Source organism: Stenotrophomonas maltophilia (genome assembly GCF_001274595.1).
GTDB lineage: Bacteria > Pseudomonadota > Gammaproteobacteria > Xanthomonadales > Xanthomonadaceae > Stenotrophomonas > Stenotrophomonas forensis.
The window spans coordinates 1,169,027-1,181,836 of the sequence record NZ_CP011010.1 but is presented as its reverse complement, the minus strand read 5'-3'; the positions used below and the strand labels follow the sequence as shown (position 1 = coordinate 1,181,836).

Here is a 12,810-nt window from a genome sequence, read left to right as displayed (position 1 = left end):
TCGTCCGTCCTTGAAAGCGCGCACAGACAGCAGGACCTGTCCCCTGGGCAGCGCGATCTACACCCATTTATGAATCAAACATGAAGATCGCGTCAAGACGACATTCACGACAGGATCGGCAAACAGCCTGGGGACATCCGCCGCTCCGGTCCGAGCCCCGACACTGGACCTGCGCCGCTGCAGCCGTGCCCCATCTAGAATGCCCGCATGACCACCCTGACCTACCGTGCCGCCACGCCGGCCGACATCCCCGCCCTGATCGCCCTCGTCACTTCGGCCTACCGGGGTGACGCCAGCCGTGCCGGCTGGACCACCGAAGCCGACCTGCTGGACGGCGCCCGCATCGACGCCGAAGGCATCCAGGCCGACCTCGACCGCCCCCGCTCGACCATCCTGCTGGCCGAACGCGAGGGCCGGCTGGTGGCCTGCGCCCACGTCGCCGATGTCGACGGCAAGGGCTACTTCGGCATGTTCTCGGTCGACCCGGCCCAGCAGGGCGGCGGCGTCGGCAAGCAGCTGATGGATGCGGCCGAAGCGCACGCCGCGCGCGAATGGAACGTGCCGGTGATGCAGATGACCGTGATCGACGTGCGCGACGAGCTGATCGCCTTCTACGAGCGCCGCGGCTACCAGCGCACCGGCATCAAGAAGCCGTTCCCGTATGGCGACGAACGCTTCGGCATCCCCAAGCGCGACGACCTGCGCTTCGAGATCCTGGAGAAGCCGCTGGCCGGAGCCACCGCGTGAGCGAGGCCTGGACCTTCGTCTGTGCCGGCGCCGAACTGCTGCCGGGTGAAATGAAGAGCGTGTTCGACGAAGTGACCGGCACCCCGATCGTGGTGTTCAACCTCGACGGCGAGCTGTATGCATTGGAAGACCAGTGCACGCATGAAGAGTTCGAGCTGTCCTCGGGCGAGTTCAACACCACCGAGGGCAGCGTGGAGTGCGTGCTGCACGGCGCGCGCTTCGACGTGCGTGATGGCCGCGCCCTGTGCGCCCCGGCCTACACCCCGGTGCCCAAGTTCCCGGTGAAGCGCGAACACGACGCCATCTGGACCCGCGACGACCGCGACTGAGTCCGCCACACCCCGGGGCAGCCAACCCACGGGGCGGGGCTACCGGAAGCGGCTGAGCGCCCGTTCAGGGCCTTGCAGGGCCATCCTGACAGCCCGCCTCAGCGCGCACATGCGAATCATTATCGTTGATGTTATTCTACGTAACATCTTCGTAACGACTCCGCCTCCGCGCCATGGCTTCGCCCGCGCCCGCCGCCGCGCTGTGCCAGCTCGCCCGCCAAGGGTGGCCGCTGCTCGTGGCCGCGCTGCTGACGCTGGTGCTGGGTTGGTCGGCACTGCACGAAGGGCGTGGTACGTCAACCGCCGCCATGCCCACGGTACACGCCCAGGGTGCCGCGCCCGCGTCTCCGCCACATGCACTGCCGCACGAACAGGCGATGCACCGCGCTGAGTCCGAACCTGATGGCAGTCGCAGCGACAAGCCAGCGGTGCTGCGACGGCTCTGCCTGCAATACCCACGGCGCGCCCCTGCGGACGCTCCGGCGACGGTGACACCGGCTCCTGCGGTGCACGCGCCGGACCGACGCCAGCCCCCCTCACAGGCACCGCCCCTGCTGCTGGCCTGACGCTCTGCTGCGCGCTGCGCAGTCGTTTCCGCACGTTCCCCCTTTCGCTCCATGCCCTACTGCCGCGCCGCCTGCGTCGGCCGCCCCTTCCTGTTCCCTCTCTGCAGACGCCCATGAAACCGATCAAGAGCCGCAAGCACGCTTCTCCGCTTCGTACCCTGCCGTTGGCCACCGCCAGTCTTGCCGCCGGCCTCGGCCTGGCGGCCCTTCCCGCGCTGGCCCACGCCGAGGCCGGCGACAACGCGCGCACCCTGGACAAGATCGATGTGCACGCCACCCGCGGCTACAAGGCCGACAAGGTGGCCTCGCCGAAGTTCACCCAGCGTCTGCAGGACACCCCGCAGACCATCCAGGTGATCACCAGCGACCTGTTCAACCAGCAGGGCGCCACCACGCTGACCGAAGCGCTGCGCAACAGCCCCGGCGTGGGCACCTTCTATGCTGGTGAGAACGGCAACACCACCACCGGCGACGCGCTGTTCATGCGTGGCTTTGACACCTCCAACAGTCTGTATGTGGACGGTGTGCGCGACCTGGGCTCGATCTCGCGCGATGTGTTCAACATCGAACAGGTGGAGGTGACCAAGGGCCCGGCAGGTACCGACAACGGCCGCTCGGCACCGACCGGTGCCATCAACCTGGTCAGCAAGCAGGCCAACCTGCAGGACGCTACCTCGGCCAGCGTTTCGCTGGGCAGCGACCAGCAACGCCGTACCACCGCCGACTGGAACCAGTCGCTGGGTGCGACCAGCGCGCTGCGCATCAACGGCATGTGGCAGGACAGCGGCCAGCCCGGTCGCGACCACGTGCAGAACAAGCGCTGGGGCATCGCGCCGTCGCTGGCCTTCGGCCTGGGCACCGCCACCCGCTACTACCTCAACCTGCTCTATGTGAAGCAGGACAACGTGCCCGACGGCGGCGTGCCGACCCTGGGCCTGCCTGGCTGGACCCCGCAGCCGACGCTGGAAGCGCTGGCCGGCCGTCCGGTAGACCCGGAAAACTTCTACGGCACCCATGCCGACCACGATGATGTGACCGCGCAGATGGCCACGTTCCGCTTCGAGCACGACTTCAACGACAGCGTGCGCCTGACCAATACCGCACGCTGGGGCCGCACCGAACAGGACTATCTGCTCACCGCCTTCATGGGCACCGGTGTGCGTGGTGCGAATGGGCGTCCGACCGGCAACATCACTTACATCAACCCGGCAGACCTTGCAACCTACACCATTGCGCGCAGCCTGCCGACCTTCAAGGATCAGCGCAACACCATCCTCACCGATCAGTTGAACCTGCGCGCGGACTTCTCCACCGGCGCGGTAGGCCATGCACTGAGTGCCGGCCTGGAATTCACCCGCGAAGAACTGGACAGCTACGGCCAGGCCGCCACCGGTGGCAGCAGCTGGCCGGCTGCCAACCTGTACGACCCCAACTGGAACGTCACTGGCCTGAACTGGGCGCACAACGGCGCCGATGCCCACGGCAAGACCACCACCTCGGCGATCTACCTGTTCGACACGCTGTCCTTCGGCGAGAGCTTCCTGCTGACCGCAGGCGTGCGTGCCGATCATTACAAGACCGAGTACGCCAGCGCCTCGGTCTGTGGCGGCCGCGGCGGCCCAGTGTGTGGCAGCAACCCCACCGGCACCGTGCTGCGCAACCCGACGCTGGACGCGTCCGATACCCTGCTGAACTGGAAGCTGGGCGCGCTGTACAAGGTGGGTGAAACGGTCAGCGTGTACGCCAACTACGCGCTTTCCCAGCAACCGCCGGGCGGTGCCAACTTCCAGCTGAGCAGCTCGGCCAGCAGCGCCGACAACCCCAAGCTGGACCCGCAGAAGGCCAAGACCTTCGAGGTGGGCAGCAAGTGGGCCTTCATGGAGGATGCGCTGGCGGTAAACCTGGCGCTGTTCCAGACCGATGTGGAAAACGAAATCAATACCACCGTGCTGGACGACGCCGGCAACCCCACCCAGACCGGCAGCAAACGGGTGAAGGGTGTTGAGCTGTCTGCCGTGGGCCGCGTGTCCGAGAACTGGTCGATCAGCGCAGGCTACAGCCACTTGAACACCGATGTGAAGGATGGTGCCAAGGTGGCCGCCGATGGCACCAACAACCTGGTCTATACCCCGGACGATACCTTCACCGGCTGGACCAGCTACGTGCTGCCGCATGGCATTACCCTGGGCGGCGGCGTGCGCTATGCCGCCGGCATGCACCGCGGTACCGACGGCGCCGTCGGCACGCCGGCATTCACCAAGTCCTACACGGTGTACGACGCCATGGTCTCGTGGGCGGTGAACGATCACGTGTCGCTGCGCTTGAACGGCTACAACCTGTTCGACAAGCAGTACGTGGCCAGCATCAACAAGAGCGGCTACCGTTACACCCCGGGCGCACCGCGCACTTTCCTGCTCAGCGCGGACATCCGCTTCTGATGGCAAGACGCGGGGGAGCCCGTCTCCCCCGCGCATCACAGAGGAACCACCATGCTGCTGCACATACCCAACGTGCTCGCCCCGGAAGAGGTGGCACAGATGCGCCAGCGGCTGGATCCGGCCGATTGGGCCGACGGTCGCGAGACCGTCGGCGCGCAGGGTGCGCAGGTCAAGCACAACCAGCAACTGCCCGATGCCTCGCCGCTGAAGGCAGAACTCGGGCAGCGCATACTCGCCGCACTGGGTCGCAGCCCGTTGTTCTTCGCTGCCGCTCTGCCGCTGAAGGTCCTGCCACCCCGCTTCAACCGCTACAGCGGCGGTGGCACCTATGGCTTCCACGTCGATGGCGCGGTGATGAACCTGGCCAACGGCGAGCAGCTGCGTTCGGACATCTCCTGCACCTTGTTCCTGTCCGCGCCCGAAGAGTACGAGGGCGGCGAGCTGGTCATCAGCGATACCTACGGCGAGCACGAGGTGAAGCTGCCGGCCGGCGACCTGATCGTGTACCCGTCCAGCAGCCTGCACAAGGTCAATCCGGTCACCCGTGGCGCGCGCGTGGCCTCGTTCTTCTGGGTGCAGAGCATGGTCCGCGACGACGTGCAGCGCCGCCTGCTGTGGGAAATGGACGGCTCGATCGAACGCCTGCGGCAGACCGGCGGCGACGCCGAGGCGGTGCTGCAGCTGACCGGCGTGTACCACAACCTGCTGCGCCGCTGGAGCGAAGTCTGAGGCGGACACGGCCGGGCCTGCGACATCTTGGCAATCATTCTCATTTGCAACCGCTAACCGCTCTCATTACAATCTCGCCCCGTTGATGCCGGCCCCTGCCGGCAGACGTCCGGGGATTCCTGCTTGCTGCGCCCGCTTCGCCCTCGCCCACTCATCCATCGCAAGATGGGCACCGCCATGCGCGGCCAGCGTCCTGCGCTGGCCAGCCTGTTGGCGTGGGTGGCGATGCTGGCGTTGCTGCTAGGCACGCTGCCGCTGCTGCCGCATTCGCCGGCGCCGATGACCGTGCAGGTGCCGCTGGAAGAGCGCGGCGGCGAAGGCCCGCTGCAGGAAGAAGCACCGGCCAAGCTGCGCCGCTGTGCCGCTGCCCCGGTAAAAGCGGCCGAGAAGTCACCTCCGCCGTTGCTGCTGGCCAGCCAGTGGCTGCGCACTGAACTCGAACTCGTTCCCGCCACGCCGGCCATGCCCGGCGTGCGCCCGGACTGGCCACTGGCCGCTCCGGATACGCCCTGGGCCGATGCGCCCGGGCGCCGCCAGCAACGCGGCCAGGCGCCGCCGCTCGCCTGATCCACGGCCTGGGGTGACCGCGTGCGCGGTCACCTGCGCGCGCCGCTGCCTGCTTCATTCCCGTCTGCTCCATCCCTGCTGCCCCTGACCGGGCCTTCCGTGCCTGCCGCGCCCTTCGCGCATGGCAATGCACCACCCTGCATCCTTCGAGGTAACTGCCATGGCCCAGCGCCATCGTGTCCGTTCGTCCCTGTCCCGCCCCCTGCTGACCAGCGCCGTGCTGGTGGCCCTTTCCGCCCCCGCCTTCGCCCACGGTGACGCCGCCGGTGCACCGCAGACGCTGGACAAGGTGGTGGTCACCGCGTCCGGCTTCGAACAGAAAGTGATCGATGCACCGGCCAGCATCAGCGTGGTCAGCCGCGAGGAACTGAGCAAGCGTCCCTACACCAACCTGGTCGATGCATTGCGCGACGTCGAAGGCATCGACGTCGGCCTGGAAGCGACCGACAAGAACGGCCGCGCCACCATCTCGATGCGCGGCCTGCCCTCCGAGTACACCCTGGTGCTGATCGATGGCCGCCGCCAGAGCAACGTCGGCCAGCTGTACCCGAACAACTTCGGCGGTGGCCAGTTCGCCTACCTGCCGCCGCTGGATGCCATCGAGCGCATCGAAGTGGTACGCGGCCCGATGTCCACGCTGTACGGCTCGGATGCGATGGGCGGCGTCATCAACATCATCACCCGCCGCAACCAGGACAGCTGGCATGGCGCGCTCACCCAGGGCTTCACCGTGCAGCAGGACGACCAGTTCGGCGATGCACGCACCACCGACCTGTACCTCAGCGGCCCGCTGCTGAAGGATCGCCTCAGCCTGGCGGTGCGCGGCAGCTACTACGACGCCAAGGCATCGAACCCGGAATGGGAGGCGCTGACCCTGCCCGATGGCACGCTGTGGGAGCGCAGCATCGGCTTCGGTGGCGGTGGCAAGTCGGTGGCCAACACCAACTGGAACACCGGCGTGCGCCTGGATTTCCGCGTCAACGATGACCACGAGCTGTGGCTGGACTACGACGTGTCGCGGCAGAAGTACGACAACAGCGAAGGCCAGACCGGCACGCTGGACAGCCTGGCCAGCCTGTGGCGCGTCGGCAACGCGGTCATTCCCAACCCGAACGGCAGCGGCACGGTCACCCGCCGCGTGGTGCAGCCGCGCGTGGGCTACACCGCCTACCAGCGCTACGAGCGCGACCAGCTGTCGCTGACCCACCAGGGCCGTTACAGCTTCGGCACCTGGCAGACCTCGCTGACCCACAGCAAGAGCAGCAACCTGGGCCGCTCGCTGCCGCTGACCCTGGACGAACGCGCCAACCTGCAGACGCTGTGGAATGACGTCTGCCGTCGCACCGGCGCCGCCAACAACTGCGCGGCCGGGCGTGGCAATGCACTGGCCGCCCTCAACCCGAGCGAAATGGCACGCCTGCAGGCGTTCCTGCCGCGTCCGCTGCGCACCATGGAACTGGAAGGCTACGTGCTCGACACCATGCTCGACCTCGACTTCGGCGCGCACAAGCTGACCGTCGGCGGCCAGTACAACGACACCGACATGATCGACGGCGTGTTCGGCATGGACGGTGCCGGCTACCGTAGCAACACGAAGCAGAAGCACCGCATGTGGGCGCTGTTCGCCGAGGACAACTGGGCACTGACCGACACCCTGACCGCCACCTTCGGCCTGCGCTACGACGACCACAACGTGTTCGGCAGCCATGTCAGCCCGCGCGGCTACCTGGTGTGGAATGCCAGCGATGCGTGGACCTTCAAGGGTGGCGTCAGCACCGGCTACAAGACCCCGCGTCCGGACCAGCTGTTCCCGGGCATCACCGGTTTTGGTGGCCAGGGCGTGCTGCCGCTGGTCGGCTCGCCCAACCTGAAGCCGGAGACCAGCACCAACTACGAGCTGGCCGCGTACTACGAAGGCCAGCGCTGGGGCTTCAACGTCACCGGCTTCATCAACAAGTTCGAGGACAAGATCGCCAGCGGCGGCACCTTCCCGAACTGCGAAGTGGCGCCGGCCGGCAGCGGCTACTGCGTGGACATCGGCCCGGGCTGGGCGGCGCTGGGCTACAGCACCTTCACCCAGAGCGTGAACATCGACAAGGCCGAGACCCGTGGCGCCGAGCTCGCCGCGCACGTCGACCTGCTCGACACCCTGCAGCTGCGTGGCAACTACACCTGGACCAAGAGCGAGCAGACCAGCGGTCCCGACAAGGGACGCCCGATCGCAGGCACCACGCCGGCAAAGCACATGGCCAACGCCAGCCTCAACTGGCAGATCAACGAGGCCATCAGCCTGTCGTTGATCGGCGAGGGCCGCTACGACCGCTACCGCGACACCCTGCTCGACGCCAATGGCGTCAGCCAAACCCGTTACTACGAGGACTACACCATCTTCCACCTCGGTGGCAGCTGGCAGGCCACGCCGTGGCTGACGGTGAACGCACGGGTCAACAACCTGTTCGACAAGAACTTCGTCTCGCAGTCGTGCCTGCTGATCAGCCCGAGCGAGTTCAACTGCGTGGACGACTACGCGACCAAGGACCAGCGCCGCAGCTACTGGATCTCGCTCAACGCGAAGTTCTGACCGCCGCGCACCGGTAGTGCCGGCCGCTGGCCGGCATCGCCTTGGCCCGGTGGGTGCCGACCCTGGTCGGCACCGCTCCCAGGGATACAGAACGACACGCAATTGCGAGCTATTCTCATCAATGATGTAATGAGCAGTCCCCATCCGCCCCGAACCGTGCCGTGAGCCGTCCTGCTTCTTCCACCGTGCAGCAGCAACAGAGCCGTGGCTTCTGGCTGCGTACGCTGCACCAGTGGCACTGGATCAGCTCGGCGTTGTGCCTGATCGGCATGCTGTTGTTCGCGGTGACCGGCCTGACCCTCAACCATGCGGCGAAGATCGAGGCCAAGCCCGAGGTGCAGAACCAGCACCTGGAACTGCCGGCCGAGCTGCTGGGCCAGCTGGGCACGCGCGAGGACGGCAACGCGCCGATCCCGCGCCCGGCCCGGCAATGGCTGGACACCCAGCTGGGCATCGCCATTGGCGGGCGCCCGGCCGAGTGGTCGGCCGAGGAGATCTACCTGTCGCTGCCGCGCCCCGGTGGCGACGCCTGGCTGAGCATCGATCGCGAAACCGGCGCGGTGGAGTACGAATCAACCTCGCGCGGCGTGGTCTCCTACCTCAACGACCTGCACAAGGGCCGCAACGCGGGCCCGGCATGGGGCTGGTTCCTGGACCTGTTCGCCGTGGCCTGCCTGGTGTTCTGCATCACCGGCCTGTTCCTGCTGCACCTGCATGCGCGGCAGCGGCGCATGACCTGGCCGCTGGTCGGCCTCGGCCTGATGATTCCGCTGCTGATCGCCCTGCTGCTGATCCACTGACTTTTCCCTCGTTCCCGGAGCCGCTCCATGCGCGTCACCCTGACCATCGCCCTCAGCGGCCTGCTGGCCACCTCGCCGGCCTACGCCGCCACCCTCGACATCAACGTCGAAGTGCCCAAGCTCAACGTGGCCGAGTATCACCGCCCGTATGTGGCGGTGTGGCTGGAAGGCGCCGACCAGAAGGTCGCGGCCAACCTGTCGGTCTGGTACCAGCAGACCAGCAACAGCGAAGGCCATGGCACCAAGTGGCTGCCCGACCTGCGCCAGTGGTGGCGCAAGAGCGGCCGCACCCTGCAGGTGCCGGTGGACGGTGTGACCGGCCCGACCCGCCCGGCCGGCAAGCACGCGCTGTCGTTCACCGACAAGCAGCCGGCGCTGAAGCAGCTGGCACCGGGCAACTACACCCTGGTGGTCGAAGCGGTGCGTGAAGTCGGCGGCCGTGAACTGCTGAAGATCCCCTTCACCTGGCCGGCCACCGCCGCGCAGAACGGCAAGGCGCAGGGCGCCACCGAACTGGGCCAGGTCACCCTCGCCGTCAAACCCTGAAAAAGGGACGGAGGGGATTAAGTCGTAATCCCCTCGCCCTTGTCGCACCACCCCGCATCCACTGGAGTCTTCCGCATGAAGCGCACGCTCGTCCTCGCCGCCGCCTTGGCCGCTGCCCTTCCCTTCTCCGCCCTGGCCCACAAGGCCTGGCTGCTGCCCTCGCAGACCGTGATCGCCGGCAATGCGCCGTGGATCACCGTCGACGGTGCGGTCTCCAACGACCTGTTCTACTTCAACCACGTGCCGCTGCGCCTGGAATCGCTGGTGATCACCGCCCCGGATGGCAGCACCGTGCAGCCGCAGAACGCGTCCACCGGCAAGTACCGCAGCGTGTTCGACCTCGAACTGAAGCAGCCGGGCACCTATCGCATCGCCTCGGTCAATGACGGCCTGTTCGCCACCTACGAGCAGAACGGCGAGCGCAAGCGCTGGCGCGGCAGCGTCGCCACCTTCGGCGAACTGCCGAAGGACGCAAAGAAGCTGGAAGTGAGCCAGTCGATCGGCCGCGTGGAAACCTTCGTCACCAACGGTGCGCCGAATGACACCGCACTGAAGCCAACCAACCGCGGCATCGAGCTGGTTGCCGTCGGCCACCCGAACGACCTGTTCGCCGGTGAGGAAGCCACCTTCCGCGTGCTGGTCGATGGCAAGCCGACCGCTGGCCTGGAGTTCGAGATCGTGCGTGGCGCCACCCGCTACCGCAATGCGCAGGACGAGCTGAAGCTGACCAGCGACGCCCAGGGTGAGATCAAGGTGACCTGGCCGGAAGCCGGCATGTACTGGCTGGAAACCGCCACCGAAGACAAGAAGACCTCGGTGAAGCAGGCCGCCAAGCGCCGCCTGAGCTACGTCGCCACGCTGGAAGTGCTGCCGCAGTAATGATGCGGATCGCGATGCCGGGCCAGCCCCGGCATCGCGCCTGCGCACCACCATGACCGATACCCCGCTCGATATCGCCCGCCTCGGTGGCACCACCATGGGCACCACCTGGAGTGTGTCGCTGGTCGCGTCGCGCCAGCGCGACCTGCACCCGCTGCATGCTGGCATCCAGGCGCGGCTGGACGAGGTGGTCGCGCAGATGAGCACCTGGGAATCCGGCTCGGACCTCAGCCGCTACAACCGCGCCGAGGCCGGCCAGTGGTGCACGCTGCCGGGCGAGACGCGCCAGGTGCTGGCCTGCGCACAGGCCATCGCGGCGGCCAGTGACGGCGCCTTCGACCCCACCCTTGGCCCGTTGGTTGCACTGTGGGGTTTCGGTGCGCATGCCGGTGAACGCCGACAACCCGATGCCGCCACCCTGCAGGCCACGCGCGACCGCTGTGGTTGGCAGCGCCTGCAGTGGCAGGACGATGCGCTGCTGCAGCCGGGCGGGCTGGAACTGGATCTCTCTGCGATCGCCAAGGGCTTCGGCGTCGATCACGTCGCCGCCTGGCTGCGTGCACAAGGCATCGCGGCGGCGCTGATCGAAGTCGGCGGCGAGCTGGCGGGTTACGGCCGCAAGCCCGACGGCCAGCCATGGCGCGTGCTGGTGGAATCGGCGCCGGAAGAAGATGCGCACACCGGGACCCCGCCACGCGTACTCGCGCTGGACGGGCTTGCGGTGGCCACTTCGGGTGATCGCTGGCACCAGTACCAGGCCGATGGCCAGGCCTACAGCCACAGCCTCGACCCGCGTACCGGCATGCCGGTGCACCAAGTTGCAGCGGCGGTGACCGTGGTCGCCGACGACGCGATGCATGCCGATGCCTGGGCCACAGCACTGACCGTGCTCGGCCGCGAGCGCGGCATGGCACTGGCCGAACGCGAGGGGCTGGCCGTGCGCTACCTGCAACGCACAGCAGACGGCCCGCGCGAATTCCTCAGCAGCGCCTTCCAGCGCCTGCTCGACGAGCAGGATGCATGAGCGCACGGCCGTCGCGCGCGTGGCTCGGCAACGCCCTCGTCCTGCTCATGCTGGCGCTGATCGGTTGGGCGTTGCTGCGACTGCACCTGGGCGAGGCCTGGTGGCAGGGTGCGCCGCCGATACGGCAAACGCAGATCGCGCTGATCGCCACGGCGCTGTACGCACTGGCCTGCGCTGCGTTGTGGTGGCGTGGCCGCCCGCGCGACGACGCCCCATCGGGCGATACCGCGCCGATCCTGCTGGTCTGGGCCAGCCAGACCGGATTCGCCCGCGAACTGGCCGAACGCAGTGCCGACGCCCTGCGCGGTGCCGGCGTGCCGGTGCGTGTGCGCGGGCTGCACGAAGTAGACGCCTCACTGCTCACGGGGAGCCCGCGTGCATTGTTCATTGCCAGCACCACAGGAGAAGGCGACCCGCCCGATCACGCGCTGCAGTTCCTGCGCGGTGTGATGGCCTCGCCGCCGTCGCTGCAGCACCTGCAGTACGGCGTGCTCGCACTGGGCGATCGCAGCTATGGGCACTTCTGTGGATTCGGCCATCAACTGGACCAGTGGCTGCGCCAGCACGGTGCGCATCCGCTGTTCGATGCGATCGAAGTCGACAACGCCGATCCGGCCGCGCTGCGCCATTGGCAGCAGCTGCTGGGGCAGCTCGGCGGCGGCGCCAGTGAACTGCCCGACTGGAGCCCGGCCGAGTACCAGCCGTGGACGCTGCTGCAGCGCCAGCACCTGAACCCGGGCAGCCCCGGTGGCCCGGTGTACTGGCTGCGCCTGCAGCCACCCGCTGGCGCCGCTGTGCAGTGGCAGGCCGGCGACATCGCCGAGATCGGTCCGCAGCACGCTCGCCACAGCGCGCGCGCGTGGCTGGATGCACAAGGCTTCAATGCGGACACCGTGCTGGACGACGGCCAGGCATTGCTTGCCCGCGTCGAACGCTCGCACCTGCCGTCACTGGTCCCTGCCGGGGATCTGCCTGCGTTGCTGGCCACCCTGCAGCCGCTGCCACATCGCGAGTACTCGATCGCCTCGGTCATGGCCGATGGCGCGGTGGAACTATTGCTGCGTCGCCAGCTGCGCGTCGATGGCACACCCGGCATCGGCAGCGGCTGGCTGTGCGACCACGCGGCCATCGGCGAACCGGTGCAGCTGCGTCTGCGCCGCAACGACAATTTCCATGGCGTCGCCGCCGATGTGCCGCTGCTGCTGATCGGCAACGGCACCGGCATCGCCGGTCTGCGCGCACATCTGCACCAACGCGCACGCAGTGGCGCGCGCCACACCTGGCTGCTGTTCGGCGAGCGCAGCGCCGCGCACGACTTCCACTTCAGGGAAGAGCTGCATGCGATGCAGGCCGATGGCACGCTGGCGCGGCTGGATACGGTGTTCAGCCGTGACGGCGGCACGCACCGTTATGTACAGGATCGGCTGCTGGCCGAAGCGGCAACACTGCGGCAGTGGATCAACGAAGGCGCGACGGTCCTGGTCTGCGGCAGCCTGCAGGGCATGGCGCCGGCAGTGGATGCGGTGATCGAGCAGGTGCTGGGTGTTGCCGGCAAGGAAGCGTTGCTGCTGGCCGGCCGTTACCGGCGCGATGTGTATTGAGGC

General features: G+C 67.7%; 11 protein-coding genes. All 11 read left to right on the top strand.

Going from position 1 to position 12,810, the window contains the following annotated elements; translation table 11 throughout:
• Positions 1-207: 207 nt before the first annotated feature.
• The 11 genes from VN11_RS05510 to VN11_RS05460 all read left to right on the top strand — a co-directional run bounded on the left by VN11_RS05510 (position 208) and on the right by VN11_RS05460 (position 12,807).
• Entirely contained in the window at positions 208-747 is a 540-nt protein-coding gene (locus VN11_RS05510; protein ID WP_006423155.1) for a GNAT family N-acetyltransferase, read from the top strand.
• Positions 744-1,076 carry a non-heme iron oxygenase ferredoxin subunit gene (locus tag VN11_RS05505; RefSeq protein ID WP_053449036.1) on the top strand — a complete coding sequence of 111 codons (333 nt, stop codon included), beginning with the start codon at positions 744-746 and terminating at the stop codon, positions 1,074-1,076. The genes VN11_RS05510 and VN11_RS05505 overlap by 4 nt, the downstream gene beginning before the upstream one ends.
• Before the next feature lie 679 nt (positions 1,077-1,755).
• The gene (locus tag VN11_RS05500; protein WP_053449035.1) at positions 1,756-4,080 is read left to right on the top strand and encodes a catecholate siderophore receptor Fiu; all 2,325 of its coding nucleotides are present in this window, start codon (positions 1,756-1,758) and stop codon (positions 4,078-4,080) included.
• Positions 4,081-4,131: 51 nt separating this feature from the next.
• The gene (locus tag VN11_RS05495) at positions 4,132-4,809 is read left to right on the top strand and encodes a Fe2+-dependent dioxygenase (RefSeq protein WP_053449034.1); all 678 of its coding nucleotides are present in this window, start codon (positions 4,132-4,134) and stop codon (positions 4,807-4,809) included.
• Positions 4,810-4,974: 165 nt separating this feature from the next.
• Positions 4,975-5,376 (top strand): hypothetical protein, encoded by a 402-nt coding sequence (locus VN11_RS05490; protein ID WP_053449033.1) that lies wholly within the window; start codon positions 4,975-4,977, stop codon positions 5,374-5,376.
• Positions 5,377-5,536: 160 nt separating this feature from the next.
• Positions 5,537-7,957 carry a TonB-dependent receptor domain-containing protein gene (locus VN11_RS05485; protein ID WP_053449032.1) on the top strand — a complete coding sequence of 807 codons (2,421 nt, stop codon included), beginning with the start codon at positions 5,537-5,539 and terminating at the stop codon, positions 7,955-7,957.
• Positions 7,958-8,118: 161 nt separating this feature from the next.
• The gene (locus VN11_RS05480) at positions 8,119-8,757 is read left to right on the top strand and encodes a PepSY-associated TM helix domain-containing protein (protein ID WP_053449031.1); all 639 of its coding nucleotides are present in this window, start codon (positions 8,119-8,121) and stop codon (positions 8,755-8,757) included.
• Positions 8,758-8,784: 27 nt separating this feature from the next.
• Entirely contained in the window at positions 8,785-9,303 is a 519-nt protein-coding gene (locus VN11_RS05475; RefSeq protein WP_006423068.1) for a DUF2271 domain-containing protein, read from the top strand.
• A 75-nt stretch (positions 9,304-9,378) separates the two neighbouring features.
• Positions 9,379-10,182: a DUF4198 domain-containing protein gene (locus VN11_RS05470; protein WP_053449030.1), complete on the top strand. Its 804-nt coding sequence runs from the start codon at positions 9,379-9,381 to the stop codon at positions 10,180-10,182.
• A gap of 52 nt (positions 10,183-10,234) precedes the next feature.
• On the top strand, positions 10,235-11,206 hold the full coding sequence (locus VN11_RS05465; RefSeq protein WP_053449029.1) for an FAD:protein FMN transferase: 972 nt from the start codon (positions 10,235-10,237) through the stop codon (positions 11,204-11,206).
• On the top strand, positions 11,203-12,807 hold the full coding sequence (locus VN11_RS05460) for a sulfite reductase subunit alpha (protein WP_053449028.1): 1,605 nt from the start codon (positions 11,203-11,205) through the stop codon (positions 12,805-12,807). Before VN11_RS05465 ends, VN11_RS05460 begins: the two co-directional genes overlap by 4 nt.
• The last annotated feature ends 3 nt before the right edge of the window (positions 12,808-12,810 follow it).